This window comes from Acinetobacter towneri (genome assembly GCF_001758345.1).
Taxonomy (GTDB): Bacteria; Pseudomonadota; Gammaproteobacteria; order Pseudomonadales; family Moraxellaceae; genus Acinetobacter; species Acinetobacter towneri_A.
This window is the reverse complement of sequence record NZ_MKQS01000016.1, coordinates 40446-61935: the sequence shown is the minus strand read 5'-3', so window position 1 is coordinate 61935 and position 21490 is coordinate 40446. Positions and strand designations below refer to the sequence as shown.

16 protein-coding genes and 1 rRNA gene are annotated in these 21490 nt (G+C 42.0%); 9 read left to right on the top strand and 8 right to left on the bottom strand.

What is annotated here, in order from left to right; all coding sequences use genetic code 11:
* Positions 1–202 (bottom strand): 16S ribosomal RNA (locus BJN41_RS09765); the annotation flags it as partial.
* Positions 203–750: 548 nt separating this feature from the next.
* Between BJN41_RS09765 and BJN41_RS09760 the strand changes: the two genes are divergently transcribed.
* The 4 genes from BJN41_RS09760 to BJN41_RS09745 all read left to right on the top strand — a co-directional run bounded on the left by BJN41_RS09760 (position 751) and on the right by BJN41_RS09745 (position 4231).
* On the top strand, positions 751–1674 hold the full coding sequence (locus tag BJN41_RS09760; RefSeq protein ID WP_070154878.1) for a VacJ family lipoprotein: 924 nt from the start codon (positions 751–753) through the stop codon (positions 1672–1674).
* A 101-nt stretch (positions 1675–1775) separates the two neighbouring features.
* Positions 1776–2744, top strand: a complete 969-nt coding sequence (gene gigA, locus BJN41_RS09755) for an RsbU family protein phosphatase GigA (protein WP_070154876.1) — start codon at positions 1776–1778, stop codon at positions 2742–2744.
* Between the two features lie 113 nt (positions 2745–2857).
* On the top strand, positions 2858–3385 hold the full coding sequence (gigB, locus tag BJN41_RS09750; protein ID WP_070154874.1) for an anti-anti-sigma factor GigB: 528 nt from the start codon (positions 2858–2860) through the stop codon (positions 3383–3385).
* A 21-nt stretch (positions 3386–3406) separates the two neighbouring features.
* Positions 3407–4231, top strand: a complete 825-nt coding sequence (locus BJN41_RS09745; protein ID WP_070154872.1) for a carbon-nitrogen hydrolase family protein — start codon at positions 3407–3409, stop codon at positions 4229–4231.
* Positions 4232–4306: 75 nt separating this feature from the next.
* Here the strand turns inward: BJN41_RS09745 and gspE are convergent, their stop codons facing one another.
* The gene (gspE, locus tag BJN41_RS09740) at positions 4307–5794 is read right to left on the bottom strand and encodes a type II secretion system ATPase GspE (RefSeq protein WP_070154869.1); all 1488 of its coding nucleotides are present in this window, start codon (positions 5792–5794) and stop codon (positions 4307–4309) included.
* Between the two features lie 102 nt (positions 5795–5896).
* Here gspE and BJN41_RS09735 point away from each other — a divergent pair, with 102 nt between their 5' ends.
* Positions 5897–6718: a hypothetical protein gene (locus BJN41_RS09735; protein ID WP_070154867.1), complete on the top strand. Its 822-nt coding sequence runs from the start codon at positions 5897–5899 to the stop codon at positions 6716–6718.
* A gap of 9 nt (positions 6719–6727) precedes the next feature.
* The gene (locus BJN41_RS09730; protein ID WP_070154865.1) at positions 6728–7651 is read left to right on the top strand and encodes a mechanosensitive ion channel family protein; all 924 of its coding nucleotides are present in this window, start codon (positions 6728–6730) and stop codon (positions 7649–7651) included.
* Positions 7652–7699: 48 nt separating this feature from the next.
* Here BJN41_RS09730 and BJN41_RS09725 read toward each other — a convergent pair whose 3' ends face one another.
* The gene (locus tag BJN41_RS09725; RefSeq protein ID WP_070154863.1) at positions 7700–10693 is read right to left on the bottom strand and encodes a DUF2339 domain-containing protein; all 2994 of its coding nucleotides are present in this window, start codon (positions 10691–10693) and stop codon (positions 7700–7702) included.
* Between the two features lie 202 nt (positions 10694–10895).
* On the opposite strand from BJN41_RS09725, the gene polA reads away from it, so the two are divergent.
* The gene (polA, locus tag BJN41_RS09720; RefSeq protein WP_070154861.1) at positions 10896–13655 is read left to right on the top strand and encodes a DNA polymerase I; all 2760 of its coding nucleotides are present in this window, start codon (positions 10896–10898) and stop codon (positions 13653–13655) included.
* 162 nt (positions 13656–13817) lie between these two features.
* On the opposite strand, the gene BJN41_RS09715 is transcribed toward polA, so the two are convergent.
* From BJN41_RS09715 to ppx, 5 genes are read right to left on the bottom strand one after another with little or no spacing between them, the layout of a single operon-like run.
* A complete protein-coding gene (locus BJN41_RS09715) occupies positions 13818–14387 on the bottom strand; it encodes a YggT family protein (protein WP_070154859.1) in 570 nt (189 codons plus the stop codon).
* 42 nt (positions 14388–14429) lie between these two features.
* Positions 14430–15257: a pyrroline-5-carboxylate reductase gene (gene proC / locus BJN41_RS09710; RefSeq protein ID WP_019838187.1), complete on the bottom strand. Its 828-nt coding sequence runs from the start codon at positions 15255–15257 to the stop codon at positions 14430–14432.
* Between the two features lie 30 nt (positions 15258–15287).
* Complete coding sequence (tilS, locus tag BJN41_RS09705) at positions 15288–16634, bottom strand: tRNA lysidine(34) synthetase TilS (RefSeq protein ID WP_074964464.1); 1347 nt, start codon at positions 16632–16634, stop codon at positions 15288–15290.
* Positions 16571–17392: an acetyl-CoA carboxylase carboxyltransferase subunit alpha gene (locus tag BJN41_RS09700; protein WP_070154855.1), complete on the bottom strand. Its 822-nt coding sequence runs from the start codon at positions 17390–17392 to the stop codon at positions 16571–16573. The genes tilS and BJN41_RS09700 overlap by 64 nt, the downstream gene beginning before the upstream one ends.
* Positions 17393–17424: 32 nt before the next feature.
* The gene (gene ppx / locus BJN41_RS09695; RefSeq protein ID WP_070154853.1) at positions 17425–18945 is read right to left on the bottom strand and encodes an exopolyphosphatase; all 1521 of its coding nucleotides are present in this window, start codon (positions 18943–18945) and stop codon (positions 17425–17427) included.
* Between the two features lie 271 nt (positions 18946–19216).
* Here ppx and trxA point away from each other — a divergent pair, with 271 nt between their 5' ends.
* Together trxA and rho are read left to right on the top strand one after the other, a co-directional pair.
* The gene (gene trxA, locus BJN41_RS09690; protein WP_019838191.1) at positions 19217–19543 is read left to right on the top strand and encodes a thioredoxin; all 327 of its coding nucleotides are present in this window, start codon (positions 19217–19219) and stop codon (positions 19541–19543) included.
* Positions 19544–19879: 336 nt separating this feature from the next.
* Positions 19880–21148: a transcription termination factor Rho gene (rho, locus tag BJN41_RS09685; RefSeq protein ID WP_004975162.1), complete on the top strand. Its 1269-nt coding sequence runs from the start codon at positions 19880–19882 to the stop codon at positions 21146–21148.
* Positions 21149–21490 lie beyond the last annotated feature (342 nt).

Here is a 21490-nt window from a genome sequence, read left to right as displayed (position 1 = left end):
TGATCCCCTGCTTTCTCCCGTAGGACGTATGCGGTATTAGCATCCCTTTCGGAATGTTGTCCCCCACTAATAGGCAGATTCCTAAGCTTTACTCACCCGTCCGCCGCTAGCTCAGTTACCGAAGCAACCTCGCCCGCTCGACTTGCATGTGTTAAGCCTGCCGCCAGCGTTCAATCTGAGCCATGATCAAACTCTTCAGTTAAAATCATTTTGAAGTTTTAATCTAAACTTCCAAATCTGGCTCATCAATTTTCTGACTTAAATTTCGCTCAAATAAACTTCGAGTAATTTAAACCAATTAATCAATGAAATATTTTCGATCAATCAATCAGTAAAAATCCACACAAGTTGTTCTTCATAATCTCTTAATGATCTTCTCAACGCTTCGTCAGCATCAAGCTAGGTCGGCTATATTACTCTCTATTTTTAGAAAGTCAACATGCAATGTTGATTTTATCTCCAAACTCACCACTTAAACCAGAACTTAACCATTTTAGCTAAATCCTTGTTTATCAACAAGTTTTTATCAACATCACCGCCGATGGATGTGCATTATAGGACAATTATTTTAACGTGCAACACTTTTTTCAAAAGAAATATATCGGGTGTTTATTTTTTGTTCATTTTTTCTTTTTTTACACACATTTTGAGCAAATTTGCTTTAATACATTGTTTCAATTAACTGTTAATATATACCCATCGGCGATATAACAGCTTTTGCTTACTCAGATTTAAGCGCTAGGATTCTTTATGTATCAACAAAAATATCTTTGGGTGTGCCTTGTTTCTTTAGGATTCATCACCTCAACACATGCAGCAACACCTTCTACTAAAGAAGCTGCTCAAGAAGAAACCGCTGAAGTTATTGTGGCAGATTCATCTTCTAAAACTAAAAGTAGTCGTTTGGATGCGCTTAAAGAATTAAAAAGTGTCAAAGCCAAAGATTTAAAAGTGAATGCAAATGCTGCACAACCCGATGAAGTCAAAGATCCACTACAACCTTTGAACCGTCAGATTTATGCATTCAACGACATGCTAGATCGTAATGTCGCCCGTCCACTTGCGGTGCAATATACAAAGAAAGTTCCTGGTGAAGTGCGTGGCTCATATCGTCAGTTCCGAAAAAACTTGGGTGAACCTTGGAATGCGGTTAACCAATTGATTCAAGGTCGCCCTTTACGTGCCGCAAAAACTTTAGGTCGTTTTAGCTTAAATACGATTACTACTTTAGGAATGGCTGATCCTGCACGTCGTTTAGGTTTAGATACAGAAGAAGAAAATTTTGGTACAACCTTGGGCTACTTCGGTGTCCCTTCAGGGCCTTATGTTATGTTACCAATTTACGGTCCAAGTACTTTCCGTGATGGTTTTGGCACACTTGTAGATGGTCAGGCGCGTCCGCAAAAATACATTTTAGATGACAATGACCGTTTATATTGGTCGGAGCAAGTTATGCGCGGCGTAGATACTCGCTCGCAACTCTTAGATGTAGAGCAAGTGTTACAGGGTGACAAATATGCCGCGATTCGGGATATTTACTTGCAACGTAAAAACTTTGAAATTGCGGAAAAGAAAGGACTTGATGCCGACAGTATGTCGTTTGTAGATGATGAAAGCGAAGAACTTTTTGATGATCAAGAAGAAATAAACCTGCCTGAAGAAAGCACAGAATAATTTGTAAAACATTTTACTCAAGGTGAGTTTTTACTTTCCTTGAGTATTCAGGCATTGTTATAGTAACGCTTTGTTTAGGTTCAGGGTCAACACAAAACTCTATGTATTTCATTCAACCCACACGTGATATTCCATATCTAGAACAGGTGCTCGACACACTTCCTAGTGTGCAAATGATTCACATAGATGACATCAGCTTGTATGACCCAACCATTATTGCAATTGCTGATGTGCAAGATTATTTAACTCATCAATGGAATTTACCCACGATTGTATTGGCCTTTGAAGATGAAGGCACAGCATTGGTTCAAGCATGGGAGCAAGGCGCTTTAGCAGGTTGGTTGTGGAATCGATTACCAGAAAATCCAACGCAAGCTTTACGCAAAATTGACGCACAATATAAACGCAATCAAGACAGCCGCGACTTACCTTCTGCGGCGGAACTACAAAAAAAATTACTACCGAATCCTATCGAACTGTGCAACTACCGTGTAGATACATTATTTAAACCTTCTGCTTATTTGTCGGGCGATTGGTTTGATTACTGGAAAATCAGTGACAAAGAAATCATGTTCTATTTGGCCGATGTGTCTGGGCATGGCGTAACCAGTAGTTTACTGACATCTTGGATGGCTGCATTTCATGGTCGCTCCAAAACCCCGCGCGAACTGATTAAAAAGCTGAACGGTATGCTGGTTCAAGAAAATATTGAAAAGCATATCACCATGATTAGTGGGATTTTAAATATTGAAACTCATGAGCTGCGCTGGTCGAGTGCGGGGCATTATCCACCTGCCATTATTATTGAACCCAATCAAGCACCTAGGATTTTAAATACCAGTAGTTTTCCTTTAGGACTGACTGAAGATTTAGAAGTCGAGGAATTTGAGTGCGTATTAAATAAACAGGCACGGTTTATTATCTGCTCTGATGGTGCGTTAGAACCTTATAGCGGTGGTTTGAATGAACAGTTTGAACAATTGGTCTTTCACTTGCAAAATCAATCATTCCAAGCACCCGATCATGTAGCCGATGACATTGCAATCTTGAGTTTGTGTCGAACAAAATAACTAACAAATCAGCCAGTTAACTTCTTAACCCTAGATATACGACTGTAAGCTACTTGAGTCTATATAGTCGCTATGGGATAATTATCTAATCCTTCTCTGCAAATGGCATTTATATGTCAACAGGTCATGTTGAATATGCAAGTTTGAATGGAACGCATATCTTTAAGCTTTTTGGCGAAGTGCGTGCCCAATCTTGTATTAGTCTAGACAAACTACTCAGTAAAATTGAACAGCAATCCAATGTGGTGGGTGCAATTGTAGATTTAACCCAAACTACATTTATTGACAGTACAGTTTTAGGTATATTGGCTAAGCTAGGCTTAAAACTAAAACAAATCCATCAAATTCAGGCAGTTATGCTATCTACTAATCCAGACATTACTACGCTCGCAAATAGCATGGGCTTAGGACAGGTGTTTGTGATTTTAAATTACTGTGGCGATCCGACAGTCTGCACGCGTGAGCTGGTAGAAGAACACGTCACGCATAGCAATATGCTCACCACAGTATTAGATGCCCATAAAACCCTCATGAAGCTGAATGAAAACAACCAAAATATGTTCGAACCTTTGGTGAAACAGCTACAAAAAGAACAAGATAATCTTGATCAGTGTGCTGAGAAAAATCAGCAGAACGCTTGATCTTCACTCAGGAATGCTTTGATGACTTTACTTTCTGTTGCTCAAATGAACTCGCAAAATGATATTGAAGAAAACTTCAAAATCATTGAAACATTGATTCAACAGAGTAAAGCTGATGGCGCTGAACTGATCGTTTTTCCAGAAAACTTTGTATGTTTTGCCGCAGGTAAACAACGTGAAACCGCGGCACAGTTTGAAAGTATTCAACAGCGTTTGGAACAGCTTGCGCATCAATATCAAATCTGGATTGTGGCGGGTACATTGCCCTGCCCGTATCGCCCTGATGGCTCAACAATTGCAGATGGTCGTGTGCGTACGGTCAGTTTATGTATTAGCCCAGAAAAAACTGAAGCACGATATGACAAAATTCATTTGTTTGATGTGCAAGTTGGTGACTCTGTTGGCGGTTATCAGGAATCTAAGTTTTTTGAACCTGGTTCTGAAGTCGTTGTTGCGAAAACACCATTTGGCAATATTGGCTTAATGGTGTGTTATGACTTGCGCTTTCCTGAATTGACCTTAACTTTACGTGCGCAAGACGCAAATATTTTAACTGCGCCATCGGCTTTTACTTACACCACAGGTCAAATGCACTGGCAATTGCTCTTGCAGGCACGTGGCATGGACAGTCAATGTCAGGTTTTAGGTGCAGCCCAACAAGGCTGGCATGGTGAAAAGCGTCAGACTTGGGGACATTCAGGCGCTACCAATTCACGCGGGCAGTTATTGTCAATGGTGCAAGACGAAGGTACGCAACTGATTACAGTGCCTTTTGACCTAGATGAACAAAGCAAAATTCGAGAGTCGATGCCATTAATGCAGCATCGTCGTTTATTTCAATTTTAAAATCGAATTTCAATAAAAAAGGGTTGATCTGCAATATAGTGATCAACCCTTTTTATTTCACGTCTTACTTTTTAGCTATTCAGCCGCCTCATTGGTCACGCGTAGCACTTCTTCCAAGGTCGTTTTACCTGCCAATACCTTACGCAATCCATCTTCACGAATAGAACCCGATTGCTGTCGTGCATAATCTTCTAGTTCATATTCTGCAGCATTACCATGAATCAAACGGCGCATCGCTTCATCTACCGGGACAATTTCATAAATTGCAGTACGCCCCGTAAAACCTGTATGTGAGCAATGTTCACAGCCTTTGGGTTGCGGAAGTTTTAAATCGCTTGCATCGGTCACACTTTTAAACAGTTCTTTTTCAAAGTCATCTGCTTCATGCCAGGTGGCACAGTGTGAACATAAGGTACGCACTAAACGCTGTGCAATTACGCCAATTAAAGAACTTGACAGCAAGAATGGCTCAATACCCATATCTTTTAAACGGGTGACTGCACCAATAGCTGTATTAGTATGCAGTGTAGATAACACCAAGTGACCCGTTAAAGAGGCCTGCACCGCAATTTCGGCAGTTTCCAAGTCACGAATTTCCCCGACCATCACCACATCGGGGTCTTGGCGCAGCATGGCTTTTAAAGCACGTGCAAAGGTCATATCCACTTTGGTGTTGACCTGTGTTTGCCCAATCCCTTCTAGTTGATATTCAATCGGGTCTTCTGCAGTCAAAATATTTTTAGAACCGTCATTTAGGTCGGACAAGGCAGCATATAAGGTCGTGGTTTTACCGGAACCTGTCGGCCCTGTAACCAAAATAATCCCGTGTGGTCGATGTACCAGTTGCTTTAAGCGATCATAATCATTTTGCATCAACCCTAAATGCGTCATGTTTAAACGACCAGCCTGCTTATCTAGCAAACGCATCACCACTCGCTCACCATGTGAAGATGGTAGCGTTGAAACACGCACATCAACCTCACGGCCCGCTAATCTAAGCGAAATGCGACCATCTTGCGGGATACGTTTTTCTGCAATATCAAGCTTGGCCATGACTTTAATACGTGACACCAACAATGGCGCCAATTCACGACGAGGTTGTACAATTTCACGTAGCTGACCATCGACCCGTAAACGGACTGACAATTTTTTCTCAAAAGATTCGATATGAATATCGGATGCACCGACCCGAATCGCTTCAGATAGTAAGGCATTGATTAAGCGTACAATAGGTGCATCATCTTCCTGATCCATCAGATCTTCTGCTTCTGGAACTGAATCTGCTAAACTGAGCAAGTCAGGATGATCTTCCAGTCCCGCAGCGACTTGCTGCGACTCACCCGTATCACCAGCAAAACTGCTGCTTAATAATTGGTGAAATTCCTGATCAGTACAAAGTTGATGCTTTGCAGGATGCCCCAAAAAACGACGTGCTTCCTGAATAGCAAGCATCGGCGTGTTTTCACGACGTACAATAAAGGCATGATCGCCCTCATAACAAATTAACACCCCATGGCGTTTGGCAAAGCTATACGGTATTTGTAATTGTTTCAGTACTAACATCAGCGATTATAATAATGATGAAAAAATTTAATTTGAGTGTACTCTAAGCGTATGACAGCGTGAAGTCTGTTTTCGCTGATTTATCAAGAAAGGGATAGGCCATTGTCACAAAATCATGAGATTTCAGAAACTGATTCAGCTAAATTAAAATGGTGGGGTGACTATGAGGTTGAGCTCAATCATCCTAAAGCATGGCAATTTGGCTCACTCTTAGTACGTTTGACACGTGGCATGCAAGAATGGCGTTTGGAATACTATCGTCCGCAAATTCAATACGATTATGAACAGCAATGGCATAAAATTGATGATCCTGAGTTTGCCTTTCCACAACCTATAAAAATTGAACGTTATATGTTCAAATCTACACAAAGTAAATTACAGCTCATGCCACGTTTGGCAGACCGTTCTGTGGTGATTAAACCTGTCGATCCAATTTATATTCCTGCAGGGCAACGTGGCACATTGTATATCAGCACACCGTTGTGGATGTCTGCCTTTGTAAATGGACAACGTGAACCCATTTTTGATTTGCCGATTATTCGCCCGAAAGATACTTGGTTTGGCCCAAATCATCGTACAGGTGAAGTTTGTTATGCCACAGCAGTCGATGGCCGTACCGAATTACATCAACTCAAACCACGTGCATTTCGTGCCGTCACGCCTATTGAATTTCACAACACCAGCAATCAACAATTGCGTTTTGACCGAATGAATGTGCCTGTGCCTGCGCTGCCTTTATTTTTCAGTGAAAGCACAGGTCGTTTATGGACTTCACAAATTAAAGTGATCCACGAAGGTTTAGACCGTCCACCACGGATTCGGATTGAAAATCGTACCCCGCCACATGCAGGTGAGGTGACCTATTTGCAACCGCCACGTGAAACGGCAGGTGCTTTATTTAATATGTTTGATTCATTTTTCTAAGAGGATGTTATGGCAGATTCCAATATTTCCAAAGAAATCACCAACAGCCTCAAAGGAATATTTACCAGTGTCAATACAGATCGCTTGATCGAAATTTTGGTCGCAATTGTACTGTCTTTGATTGGTTTTTTAATTGCACGTTTTGTTTCCAATACCTTTGTACGTACAATCGGTGCGCGTTTTAATGCGCATCAACGCTTGGTTTGGCGACGCGGGATTTTTTACTTTATTTTCCTACTGTTTGTGATGGCGAGCCTAAAAGAAGCAGGCTTTAAACTCAGCGTGTTTTTAGGTGCGGCAGGTATTTTAACCGTGGCTTTGGGTTTTGCCTCACAGACATCAGCATCCAATTTAATTAGTGGTATGTTCCTGATTGGTGAAGGTTCTTTTGAAGTAGGTGATACCATTCAAATTACCCTGATTCGTGGACATACCATAGAAGGCGAAGTGATCTCAATTGACTTACTTTCAGTCAAATTGCTAACCCAAGACAATATTTATGTGCGTTTGCCCAATGAACAATTGATTCGTGCGCCCGTACACAACTTGTCTAAGTTTCCAATCCGACGTGTGCCCATTACCCTCGCGATTAACTTCCATGAAGATATTATTAAAGTACGTGAAGTGTTGCTCAGCGTCGCCAATCAATATCCACTGGTTTTATCTGACCCAAAACCAGCAGTGACGGTTACAGCTTTCCGTGAATCTTCAATTGAATTGTTATTTGCAATATGGTGTCAGCAAGAAAACTTCTTAAAAGTACGTGATGAAATGCAGGAACGTATCCGTAATGGTTTCTTAGACAACCAAATCGAAATCCCTGTACCCAAAATGGGTTTTGTTGATCATCCTTTATCGCACCCTTTAAACAATGAAGACCTTGATCAATATGCCAATGCTCAAGCACTGAAACGAGAACCTGACTTAAAGTAATCGTTGCAGACTTAGACACTTTGCCTTTCATTAAACTTGATGGTCAGTTCAAGCTTTAGAAGAAGGCGAAGTGTTGTTTTTTACGAGATCTGGCTCAGGAATTGGGGCAATATATGCAATCAGCAGCATGCCTAAACCTGCAGCAAAGAATGACAACACGCGCATGAGCGTACCAATATTAGATAAATCTAAAAGTACTAATTTTAAGGTCACAATCACTAAAATACTGCTGCCTAAAATCCACAAGGCACGTAATTGTTTCAGACTGGCAATCCACATAGCGATACAAGCCAAGCTCACCCAAAGCATGGTCAAACTGAGCTGCACAGTGGCGTCTTGCCAAACAGCAATCTGGTTGATTGGAGTTCMCAAATACAGATGCAAGGCGCGTAACAGCACATAACTACTTAGCCACAGTAAACTCAAGACCATAATTACCGCAGCCAAGCCTTGATCTAAATGGGTTTTGCGTTGCAGATTCAGCATCCACAAAATAGCCACCAACATGGCTATACTGACCAAATCAAATGGATTCAAAATAGGCAGTACATAGCCGTAAAATGCTTGTTCAGTCAAAAATTGTGAACATAGCATCCACATCAACATGAAGATTAAATTGCTACGCGCATACCAAAACTTGCGCCAATCTGAATCTGGTTGTTGCCACCAACACCACGCCGCAAAGAGCAATGGTAAAATCACCACACTACTATATGGATGCTGTGGTAACAGCGTTAAACTTGCCATCGCCAAAATGGGTAACAGCCCTAAACTCAGCCATTCTTTGTCGCTACGGACAGTCCATAAAGGACGCAACCACAACACACTGAGCACGCCTGTAAACAAGGCAAATAGCAGACGTTCAGTGCCCGAAACCCAATGCACCGCTCCATCATAGCTACGGCTGAATAATAAACCTGCTGCAGTGAGCGAAACTGGCGTTAGACCTAACCATTTGGGCAATAGCCATGTCCATGTCGCTTGACGAGAAAGTAGTACTTCATTGATGATTAAATAGATCACCACCACCGCCAAAAGCGTCTGTACGGTTGCAAGCTCTCCATCGAAGTAATCTAAGCCTAACCATAGCCATAAACTGGTTGCAGACAACATCATCAAACACAGTACACTGGTAGTTGCTGTGCTCAGTTGTTGTCTGAAAGCTGCACGGCTGTTGGAAAACACCACAACCGTGGCATAACTTAGGCTCAGCACCCAATAAATACTGCGCTCGAAATAAGGCAACTCGACTAAATAATACAGCCCAGATAAGCCCGCTACGGCAAACAAACCGAGTGCCAAATAACGGCTAATTTTAGAATATTGAATAAAGGCAAAAATAAACACAGCCACGCCTTGTAATGCCCAACCAATGACACTCCATTGTTCAGGCAGTAAAATAGGTGGAATCAACACACTAAAAATCAGCATCAAACTGAAATAACTTTGTGCAATAAATTTGGTCTGCCGATGCTGTTTGGTCAGCCAATACAAACCAGCAAAAATTACAGCAAACAACAAACTAAAAGCTGCCTGCCCTGCTGTTTCTTCAAAATACATCAGATATAAACAGGCATAACCGACAATGGGTGCGCCAAAAATCAAGGCAAGGTCTAAAATAGGTTTCAGCTGAAACGTGGCGACATCTTCCTGTGCCAAAAGCTGACTAAAGCGAAAACCCAACCAAATAAAAATAGCCGCATGCGCCAAAACTAAAAGCGTTAGCACCTGCCGTTCAAAGATATAACCATGATAAAAGGCATAGCTGCCACCCACCACAACCGTCATTAAAAACGCAATTTGATTTAAATATTTCCACGGACGTAAACTACTTAAAATGGCAACCGAAATATTAATCAGCAAATAATAGGCAATAAATTCAATGGCTGTTGCATTACGAACAGGTAAAGTAAACGGTGCGAAATACGCAATTAGCATTGCCATGAGGGCAAGTTCGACTGATTGTTGTTTTAAACTCAGCCAGAGCGTGAGCAACATCACCACAATAAAACACAGACTGGCGATAGCTAAATTTGGAATGACCAAATTGTAATAGGCAAAAAATAAGGTCAGACACAGCCCAGCCAACCCCAAACCTTGCACACCCAAAGCAAAGCTGCGATTTTTGTTGCGTAACAAATAACCGAAAACTGTCACTGCAGCACTCACACCAGCAACGAACAAAAGTTTCACTGCCAAACTAAATTGCCAATGCTCAGTAGCAAAACGTAACAGCAACACCACGCCAATGAGTAAGACTGAAATTGCCACTTTTAACACAGGATTGCCATGTAACAGCCAGGATTGAACTTGTTGCAATAAGCTATTAGTTGATGCACGTGCCTGTGTTGCAAAAGGTGTGGCAGACCTTGAGGAATTGGCTAAATCGGAAGCGGAATATTCTTGATGAAGATGTTCTTGATGTGGATATTCTTGATCTTGAGATGGATAAGAAACATGAGCTGGTTGTTCCTGAACCGAGTTCGGCGCACTCGACAATGTGGAATCAGATTGAATAGCGATGATTTCAGGTTGAGAAGTGGTTGATATAACAGTCTCATCCACCTTTGCCTTAACCGATGAAAGATCTGCATCAAGCTCAGATGTATTAGCTAAAACATGCTCTACTAAGTGTGTTTGAGTCTTCGTCTTTTGGACATGCGTATGGGCAGCAGCACTTTGTAATTGCTGTAATTGATAGAGGCCTTGTTCCAAACGATGCAACCATCGCAGTAACATAAAAACCCACACACTTAAAGCAACAGCTGCCAATAAATACCAATCCACCAATATCGCTAAAAAAGCAATTAAAGCCGCAATATATAAAGGAGTTCTAGAGCTTTGGCGTTGTACTTGTGACTGTGCCCCTGCAACCTGTTCCAGTGAGTTCTGCACTCGTCCCACAAAAAACATCACGCTGATCACCGCAGCAACTGCACAGATATAACTCAGCATCGGCACATCGAGCCACCATGCGCCAATTGCAATTATGATTAATAGCATGAACCAAATGATTCGAATTTCATTCTGCCCTGTCTGCATTGCTCTCTGCCCTGTCTGCATTGCTCTTCATTTTATTGATATTGTCATGGCTCCGATCATACAACAGCCAGCACGAATCTGAATCAGTATTCATCAGCAATTCGGTAACTGCTCGTGGGCAGCACTTGACTTAAAATCAGTTTCTGCGACAACTGCAAAAATCACGTACAATAAACTGCTTATTTGCAGAAGGAATCAATCCATGCCACCATTTGTCTTGGTCGATGGCTCATATTTTCTATTTCGTGCCTTTCACGCACTACCACCATTAACCACGTCAACTGGTTTACATACCAATGCTATTCGTGGCGCGATCTCTGCGATTCAAAAGTTGATGCGTCGTACTCAGCCTACTCACATGGCGGTAATTTTTGATACGCCTGAGCCGACTTTCCGTCACGAACTATCGCCAATTTATAAAGGTGACCGCCCAAGTATGCCTGAGGAACTTTCTCAGCAAATTCCATACTTACATGCTTTAATTCGTGCTTTGGGTATTCCACTTTACATGCTACCAGGCGCAGAAGCCGATGATATTATTGGAACTTTAGCCAAACGTGCCGAAGCCGAAGGACAGCAGGTACTGATTTCTACGGGCGATAAAGACATGGCGCAGTTGGTGACTGAAAAAGTTACCCTTGAAGACAGCTTCAAAGAAAAGCCAATGGATATTCAGGCTGTATTTGACAAGTTTGGCGTATGGCCGCATCAAATTATTGATTATCTGACCCTCATGGGTGATGCTTCCGATGGTATTATGGGCGTGCCCGGCATTGGCGCCAAAACTGCTGCAAAACTACTGACCGAATATGGCTCGATTGGTGGAATTTTAGAAAATGTCGACCATATTAAAGGCAAAGTCGGGCAAAATATTAAAGATAATGCCGATGGCATCGCGCTAGATCATCAACTCGCCWGCATTGTTTGTGATCTTGATCTGAACATTGGCTATGCCGATCTAAAACTGCAAGACCCAAATGTCGAAGCCTTACGCAATTTATATACCGAGCTAGAATTCCGTAATCAATTACAATCGCTCGATCATCCCAATAATCCCAACAACAGCAATTATCAACAAGCTGCACAAACAGTCGCCGCACCGACAGCCAATGAAATTGCAACTGAAGATCAATCCACGCAAAGCAGTGTCGATGATCAACTCGGTGCAGCAACATACCACACCATTTTAGATCAGGCACATTGGGATGCTTTACTGCAACGCTTGCAAACTGCACAGCGTTTCGCCTTTGATACCGAAACCACCAGTCTGGATTATCGCATCGCAGAAATTGTTGGTTTCTCTGTCGCATTTGATGCCAAAGATGCCTATTACGTACCTTTGGCGCATGATTATGCGGGCGCGCCACAGCAGCTCAACCGTGATCAAATCTTAGCGCAAATCAAACCTATTTTAGAAAATAATGCGGTGGAGAAAATTGGGCATCATTTAAAATATGATGCGCACGTGCTTGAAAATCACGGTATTCATTTACAAGGTTGGTATTTCGATACCATGTTGGCCTCTTATGTACTCAATTCGGTCGCAACCCGTCACGGCATGGATGATGTGGCACGCTTATATTTAAGCCACCTGACCACATCTTATGAGCAAATTGCAGGCAAAGGCGTCAAGCAAAAAACTTTCAATCAAATTGAAATTGAAACGGCTGCGCACTACGCTGCAGAAGATGCGCATGTTACGTATCGTTTATATGAAGTGCTGTCTGCGAAGCTACAAAAGCATCCTGAATTGGTCAATATTTTGCACAACATTGAAATGCCTGTGGCGCGTGTGCTGACCAGTATGGAAGAAAATGGCATTCAGCTTGATCTGAAATTTTTAGATCAATTGGGTGTCGATTTTTCCCAAACCATGCAAGATTTGGAAAACCAAATTGTAGAATTGGCAGGTGAAAACTTTAATGTCAGCTCACCGAAACAAGTGGGCGAAATCCTGTTTGATAAACTCGGACTCAAAGGCGGCAAGAAAACCGCAACAGGTCAATACAGTACCAGTGAAAGTGTTTTGGAAAAAATTGAGCATCCGATCAGTAGTTTAATTTTAGACTACCGTGGTTTATCTAAACTCAAAAGCACCTATACCGATGGCTTACTGAAACAAGCCAACAACGATACGCATCGAGTGCATACCAGTTATCACCAAGCTTTGACTGCAACAGGGCGTTTATCTTCTACTGATCCAAACTTACAAAACATTCCAATTCGTACCGAAATTGGTCGTCAAATTCGTAAAGCCTTTGTCGCACCTGAAGGTCGCGTGTTGTTGGCAGCCGACTACTCGCAAATCGAATTGCGTTTAATGGCACATTTTTCACAAGATGATGCCCTACTCGATGCCTTTAACCATGGACAAGACGTGCACCGCCGTACTGCGGCAGAAGTCTTGGGTATTGCCTTAGAAGACGTAACCTCAGATCAGCGTCGTCAGGCCAAAGCTGTAAACTTCGGTCTGCTCTACGGCATGTCGGAATTTGGCTTAATTCGTCAGCTTGGGTTTACCCGTGAAGAATCACAAAACTACATCAAGCAATACTTCCAGCGTTATCCGGGCATTTATGAATATATGCAACGTACCCGCCAAGTCGCGCTAGAACAAGGTTTTGTAGAAACTATTTTAGGTCGTCGCCTCTATACGCCAGATATTGCTGCACGTAATATGATGGTACGTAAAGCGGCAGAACGTGCAGCAATTAACGCGCCATTACAAGGCTCTGCAGCTGATATTATTAAAATGGCGATGATTGAAGTCGACAAAATGTTACCGCAAGCGCAAGCCAAAATGTTGCTGCAAGTACACGATGAATTGGTATTTGAAGTCGATGTAGATGCGGCAGATGAACTCGCGCCGAAGTTGGCAGAAGTCATGCAATCTGTGGTGGAAATTTCTGTACCATTGGTGGTGGAAGTCGGAAAAGGCAATAACTGGGATGAAGCGCACTAAAGTCGTTGCGCTCTCTTTTTTCAGCACCTTCCTTCGCCTAGAAGGAGGTCAGGATGCAGGTTATTTGTATTTCTGAAGACTCATTAAGGTCGTCAGCCCAAACTTAAACTACAAAAAAAGGACTCGATTTGAGTCCTTTTTAATGTTTTAGGATAATGCGACTTATAAGCCAGTCAGCAATACAATCGCTACCTGATTCATAATAATTTCAGCGATATATAAAGCCAAAAATGCAATAATTGGCGTCAAATCAATCATGCCCATGTTCGGCAATAAACGACGAAATGGTGCTAATAACGGCTCTGCCAACTCTTGAATCACCTCAATATACGGGCCACGAGATTGAGTAAACATCACCACCCAACTCAAAATAATGGTGGCAAAAATCAAATAACGACAGAAACGGATTAAATCCTGAATCATGGTCACAAAAGTCAGAATCAGTAAGTGAATTGGACTATTCGGCATCGCACCATTGAGATACATAACACCAAAAATTTTGAGTAGATACAACACCACCAACAAAGCCAAGGCTGCAGAGTTAACTCGACCTTTGCCCACCGTTGGAAAAATACGTCCAAATACATCTACAATTTTGGTGGCTTTAATGGTTGAAAGCACCACAGGGTTATAAGGACTCACCGCTGCCAATTGCATTAAGAAACGGAAGAATACGAGCAAAATCGCTACGTTAATGATAATGCCAAAAATTAGCGCAGAATTTGCACCCATACTTAAACTTTCCTAAAATTTAAATTCGTTGTTTTTCAATAATTAAATACTATCACTCAACTCTTGCGCTAATTCTTGACTACGCGTTTTAGCAGCAGCCAACGCCGCCTGAATATTTTGTGAAATTTGTGCATGATCAAACACTTCAATCGCAGCTTGGGTCGTGCCATTTGGTGAAGTCACATTTTTGCGTAATTCTGCAGGTGTATTCGAGCTAGTAATTGCCATTTGCGCAGCACCCAAAGCAGTTTGCAAGGTCAATGCTGTCGCAACTTTTTCATCTAAACCTAAGTTCTTGCCTGCACGAATCATGCTTTCCATCAAATAGAAAAAATATGCTGGCCCTGAACCCGATACAGCAGTTACGGCATCAATTTGTGCTTCAGAGTTTACCCAAATGGTTAAACCTGTTGCCGCCAAAACCTGACTTGCTAATTCACGGTCTGTGCTATTGACCTGTTTGGTTGCATACAAACCATGCGCACCTGTTTGCACCAAAGCAGGTGTATTTGGCATTACACGCACCACACGTTCTGTACCCAATAACTCAGAAATCGTGGCAATTTCTGCGCCTGCAACAATCGAAATCACCAGTTTATCATCAAACTGACCGTACAATGGACGCAACACTTGTGCCAAAACCTGAGGCTTGACTGCAAATACGACAATATCTGCCTGTGCGATTGCAGCCAAATTATCCTCAGTGACATGCACATCTTTTTCTTTCAATAAATCACGTACTTGTTCTACAGGATCTGAAACTGTAATACGGGTAGGCGGCAAACCTCTGGCAATCAAACCACCAATCAAGGCTTGCGCCATGTTGCCACCGCCAATGAAACTAATATTACAATTCAATACTGCACTCATGATCCACGCTCTTCGTTGAGTTCTTTGTCGTTAAGAGACTAAATTCGGTTGCCATCCATCTGCGACACAATAGTCCGACTGTGCAAGCCAAAAGCCTTTGGGGCTAAAAACGCCTAGCATAACATTATCTAGGCTTAATATTTGAATTGTATGACGCGTCCACGGAAAAATTTGTGCTTCCTGAATGGCTTTTTTCAGTGGCCATGTGCCCACCCGACCATACAAATGAATTTTTTCACCACCCAAACGTGGCCGTAAAGTTAACGGACGATTCAGCAAAGTTGCAGATAAACCAACTTTGGCTTGTTGCAGTTGATAACAGCCAGACCACACTTGAAAAGTCTGATCTGCCTGCAAACATAACACTTGTTCTTCTGCCTCAAAATGTTCTGCAGCTAAATACTCCGCTTTCGGCAAACGAAATAATTGTTGCTGATAACGCAAATAATAATAATCCTGACAATGTAATGCCGCTTGTGCATCGGCTTTGGCTTGAATCACCTCACGTTGCAAGCGTTCGACCATATCAAAACTTGGGCGATATTGTGCCTGTCCTTTCATCCATGCCGATAATAGCTGACGTTGCCGTGACAAAGACAATTGTTGTAACTGAATTAAATTCAACTGCGAGTCTGTGCCACATGCAGCTAAATCCTGCGCCAAAACTTCTGCCAAAATGTTTTCAGTATCTTGCATCAAGTTTGCAGTACGCGTCACAGCTTGCTGCATTTTAGGAAAACGCTGTTGCACGACAGGCCACAATATTTCTCTTGCCCAAGCTCGGTCATAATGCACATCCTGATTGCTTGGGTCTTGCACATAATCGAGCTTTAATTCAGCACTCCATTGGCAAATCTGCTCACGCGAAATATCCAATAACGGACGCCAAATACTGATGTCATCACGCACATCGACAGCTTGCATGGCAGCAAGTCCTTGCACACCTGCGCCTGAAAACAAACGCAGCAATACGGTTTCTGCCTGATCTTGCTGATGATGCGCCAATACTAGAACTTCGTTGCTATCCAAGTGCTGCATATAGGCCTGATAGCGCGCCTGACGTGCCTGATTTTCTAGATTGCCCTCAGTCACCCTGACTTTTTGCAGTACACACGGTACATTTAAATCCTGACAGGTGGCTTGCACCAACGCGCCCCACGCTGCGCTTGGACTTTGCAATTGGTGATCAATGTAAATCGCGCGTACTTTTTCAGGGCACAAAAATGCCAAAAGATGCAGTAGCAACATGGAATCCATGCCGCCACTACATCCTATTAAAAATTTTGTCTGTGCAGGAAAAGCCTGTAATTGACTTAAGACGCTAGACCTAAATTGTCGCTGCCAAACTTCATTAAACGTTGGTAACGTTCTTCGCATCGTTGTGTTGCATCCATCGCTTGCAATTCATTCAAAGCTTCTTTTAACACATTTTTCAGACTGTGCATGACGTGTTCAGGGTTTAAATGTGCACCCTCACCTTCATCAACCACGTATTCTACAATACCAATCTTTTGCAGTTTTTCTGCGGTCAATGCTAATGCTTCACTGGCTTGTTCGGCTTTTTCTGCAGTTTTCCAGAGAATAGACGCACAACCTTCTGGTGAAATAACAGAATAAATACTATGTGACAACATCACCACACGATCTGCCACCCMAATACCCAACGCACCGCCTGAACCACCTTCGCCCAATACTGTAGCAATTACAGGTACTTTTAAGTTCGACAGTTGTGCCAAGCTAGTCGCAATCGCTTCTGCCTGACCACGTTCTTCTGCACCTACACCCGGGTAGGCACCCATGGTATCAACAAAAGTGAAAACTGGCAGATTAAAACGCTCTGCCATATCCATAAGACGCTGCGCCTTACGGTAGCCTTCTGGGTTACACATCCCGAAGTTGTGTTGTAATTTTTCGCGGGTACTGCGACCACGATGTTGACCTATAACCATGACAGGTTGACCATCAAAGCGTGCCAATCCACCGATCATTGCCCCATCATCACCAAATAAACGATCACCATGCAAGGCATCAAATTCAGTGAAAATTTCACTCACATAGTCTAGAAATTGCGGACGTTCAGGATGACGTGCAATTTGCACGGTTTTCCATGCTTTAGATTGAGCAGCTTTTTTCATAAGTCGACTGTTATCCCTAAATTAACCAAATCTTAATCGACAAATTGTTCCGACTGAATATTCAATTCAATGTCCCAATTCTTGAATTGCACTTGTTCATCGTGCAATTCAGCGACAAGCAATGGCCACTGTTTGGCATCACCCGACACGCTGAGCTGCCATTGTTGCGCATTGCGTATGCTTAATTCAATGGCAGGAAGCATCGCATCGCTACGACTTGCGTTGACCAAAACTGCAAGGCGAAGCAACAAACTTAAGTAAACAAKTTTATTGCCACCCGCTTTCAGTGCTTCTGTTTTCGCGTCTTGGCGTAACTTTCGACGATGGTTGCCGACCAAATGCGAGAGATAGTTTTGGTCAATTTGTGAAAAACCAGGAATGTCCGAATGTTGCAATAAATATGCACCATGACGATGATAACTGCTGTGACTGATGGCTAAACCAATTTCATGCAGGTACGCAGCACGACGCAATAAGTCACTATCTTCATTATTTAATTTTAATGGTTCTGCCACACTATCAAACAAATGTTGCGCAGTTTTGACCACGCGTCCAGCCTGTTTCGGATCTGAGTTATAACGCCCCATTAAGGCCTGTACACTGCGATCACGAATGTCTTCATGCTGGAAACGTCCCAACAAGTCATACATTACGCCTTCACGCAAGGCACCATCGGAATACACCAGTTTATCGATATCTAATACATCAAATACGGCATATAAAATGGCCAAACCTGCTGGCAAAACTGCTCGGCGGTCTTCTTTTAGACCATCAAATTCCATTTCTGATACGTGTTTAAACTTGAGCAAACGGTCTTTGAGTTTTTCTAAACCTTCACGAGTCAGATTTTCCTGCTCATTGCTCCAGCCCATATTTACCGTAATTTGACGACAGGCTTTAATGGTACCGCTAGAACCTACAACCGTATCCCAGCCTGCTTCTTTATAAGTGTTAGCAATCGAATACAGCTCTTTACGCGCTGCGACTACTGCTTTTTCAAAACTACTCTTGCTAATTTCACCATCGGCAAAATAGGCTTGGGTATAGGCCACACAACCCATTTGTAAAGATTCAGTATAAATTGGCTCAAACTCTTCGCCAATAATTAGTTCTGTCGAACCGCCGCCAATATCAATCACCAAACGACGTCCACTATTCGCCATCGTGTGCGATACACCTAAATAAATTAAACGGGCTTCTTCACGCCCTGCAATAATTTCAATAGGTTTAGGCAAAATTTCTGCGGCTTTTTGAATAAACTCATGTCCATTTTTGGCCTGACGCAATGCGTTGGTTGCCACAATACGCAAACGGTTTGACTGTACTGCAGTTAAACGCCCCACAAAACGCGCCAAACAAGCCAAACCTCGTTGTTGAGCTGCTTCGGTCAAATTCTTATTTTCATCTAAACCTGCAGCCAACTGTACTTTTTCTGACATTGATGCCACTTTTTTTACTTCACCATGATCCACCCGTGCAATCGCCAAGTGGAAACTATTCGACCCCATATCGATGGCTGCGAGTAACTCTTCATCAATTAAAAAATCAGACATTCTTCAAACAAACCTAGACAGAATTGTGCCTAGAGTAATTCACATAAACCTAATTTAAAAGCCATTTATCAACACAATTTAATGACTCTTTAAATTTTCTGCATATATGACAATTGTGTTACAGAATTAGCATTTTCGTTTAGCGTTATCGTCACGATCAATTAGACAAATTTATATTTTGAATGGAAAATCGACACATTCCCCTACTTTGTTCAAGATGGCTATGTAATACTAATTAAAGCTATCTTATAAATTATTTGGAGCGTAATCCATGTCTGGCAACATCGTAAACACCACTGATGCAAACTTCGAAGCAGATGTTCTTCAATCGGATACTCCTGTATTGGTTGACTTTTGGGCTGGCTGGTGTGCGCCATGTAAAGCAATTGCACCTGTACTTGAAGTACTTGCAAACGAATACGAAGGCAAAGTTAAAATTGTAAAGGTTGATGTGACTTCTTGCGAACAAACTGCAGTGAACTATAACATCCGCAATATTCCAGCTTTATTGATGTTCAAAAATGGTGAAGTGGTTGCACAGCAAGTTGGTGCAGCGCCTAAATCTAAATTGACTGCATTTATTGAAGAAAATATCTAAGTCGATTGATCCATCGTCTATTTATAGAGATGATGAAAAAAAATACGCCACACACTGGCGTATTTTTTTTGCCTACAAATTGACAAGTAGACGTTTCTCTCTTATATTGCATGCTCAGGAAACGCAGGATCTTTCATCCTCTTTCTGAAAAGACACAACACAAAAATGCCGCTCGGCAACAGAAATTGTTTTTCACATTTTTCAATCAAACAATGAATCAGTGCTCTGAATCGTTATTGTGCAAATACAATTGCTTTCATTTTATTGTATGAATGCGGCTAAATGTTGCTCCCTCTCTAACCTGTACCCCAGAATTTTAATTCTATCAGAACCTCTATGAATTTAACCGAACTCAAGAAAAAACCGATTGGCGAACTCATCAAGATTGCCGAGTTTATGGGCCTTGAAGGAATGGCGCGTAACCGCAAGCAAGACATTATTTTTGCCATCTTAAAGCGCCATGCCATGAATGGTGAAGAGATTTTTGGTGATGGCGTTCTAGAAATTCTCTCTGATGGTTTTGGTTTCCTACGCTCTGCTGCTGGTTCATACCTAGCTGGCCCAGATGACATTTATGTCAGCCCTTCACAAATTCGTCGCTTTAACCTACGAACAGGTGACACAATTACAGGGACCATTCGCCCACCTAAAGAAGGTGAACGTTATTTTGCTTTACTTAAAGTAAACCAAATTAACTACGACACCCCTGAAAATTCACGTAATAAAATTTTATTTGAAAACTTGACTCCACTTTTCCCAACAGAACAATTGGTAATGGAATTGGGGAACGGAACAACTGAAGACTTAACTGCTCGTGTAGTAGATTTGGTTGCCCCAATTGGTAAAGGTCAGCGTTCAATTATTGTCGCTCCGCCTAAAGCGGGTAAAACCATGTTGCTGCAAAACATCGCCCAGTCGATTGTGCGCAACAATCCTGAGGTTTTCTTAATCGTCCTTCTGATTGACGAACGCCCTGAAGAAGTGACGGAAATGGAACGCACCGTGCGCGGTGAAGTGATTGCATCAACCTTTGATGAATCACCTGCACGTCACGTTCAAGTGGCTGAAATGGTGATTGAAAAAGCCAAACGTTTGGTTGAGCACAAAAAAGATGTCGTGATTTTACTGGATTCGATTACCCGTTTGGCTCGTGCCTATAACACCGTTGTACCATCTTCAGGCAAAGTTTTAACGGGTGGTGTGGATGCACATGCTCTAGAACGTCCAAAACGTTTCTTTGGTGCTGCACGTAATATTGAAGAAGGTGGTTCTCTAACCATTATTTCAACTGCACTGATTGAAACAGGCAGTAAAATGGATGAAGTGATTTACGAAGAGTTTAAAGGTACAGGCAACCAAGAGATTACCTTAGACCGTCGTATTGCAGAAAAACGTGTTTTCCCTGCCATGAACATCAAGAAATCAGGCACGCGTCGTGAAGAGCGTTTAATGAGTGAAGATAATCTACGTAAGGTTTGGATTTTACGTAAATTGTTACATACTCAAGATGAATTGGCAGCAATGGAATTCTTGCTTGATCGCATGAAAGAAACCAAAACCAATGACGATTTCTTTGATCAAATGAAACGTAAAGCAGCCAATTAAACTGCTAGAAATATTAGAACACCTAAAAAAGTCATCTTATAACGATGGCTTTTTTATTTGGTTGACAAAATTTACATAAAGACACAATTGCACGTGGTATGTGTAAACTTATTTTTAAGTAAATGATTATTAAAAAATATTTAGTAAAAACCTTTTAGTTTTTAGCAGGTTAACGTGCAACTCTCCAATCTAAAATGCCAAATTAATTGTTATTTTCTGTTAAAAAAGCACGTATTTTTCGCGTTTTTTGCCTTTTTTTCAATCAACCTAGTAGCAATTCAAAAAGCGCAGTGATAGCATATTCGCAGACCAGTTAGACTGCGCCTGCGTTGTTAGTGCCTA

What these genes read in the sequence shown, in the direction of transcription:
- BJN41_RS09760 (WP_070154878.1), top strand. Translation starts at nt 751, where the DNA reads ATGTATCAACAAAAATATCTTTGGGTGTGCCTTGTTTCTTTAGGATTC.
- gigA (WP_070154876.1), top strand. Translation starts at nt 1,776, where the DNA reads ATGTATTTCATTCAACCCACACGTGATATTCCATATCTAGAACAGGTG.
- gigB (WP_070154874.1), top strand. Translation starts at nt 2,858, where the DNA reads ATGTCAACAGGTCATGTTGAATATGCAAGTTTGAATGGAACGCATATC.
- BJN41_RS09745 (WP_070154872.1), top strand. Translation starts at nt 3,407, where the DNA reads ATGACTTTACTTTCTGTTGCTCAAATGAACTCGCAAAATGATATTGAA.
- gspE (WP_070154869.1), bottom strand. Translation starts at nt 5,794, where the DNA reads ATGTTAGTACTGAAACAATTACAAATACCGTATAGCTTTGCCAAACGC.
- BJN41_RS09730 (WP_070154865.1), top strand. Translation starts at nt 6,728, where the DNA reads ATGGCAGATTCCAATATTTCCAAAGAAATCACCAACAGCCTCAAAGGA.
- BJN41_RS09715 (WP_070154859.1), bottom strand. Translation starts at nt 14,387, where the DNA reads ATGGGTGCAAATTCTGCGCTAATTTTTGGCATTATCATTAACGTAGCG.
- proC (WP_019838187.1), bottom strand. Translation starts at nt 15,257, where the DNA reads ATGAGTGCAGTATTGAATTGTAATATTAGTTTCATTGGCGGTGGCAAC.
- tilS (WP_074964464.1), bottom strand. Translation starts at nt 16,634, where the DNA reads ATGCGAAGAACGTTACCAACGTTTAATGAAGTTTGGCAGCGACAATTT.
- trxA (WP_019838191.1), top strand. Translation starts at nt 19,217, where the DNA reads ATGTCTGGCAACATCGTAAACACCACTGATGCAAACTTCGAAGCAGAT.
- rho (WP_004975162.1), top strand. Translation starts at nt 19,880, where the DNA reads ATGAATTTAACCGAACTCAAGAAAAAACCGATTGGCGAACTCATCAAG.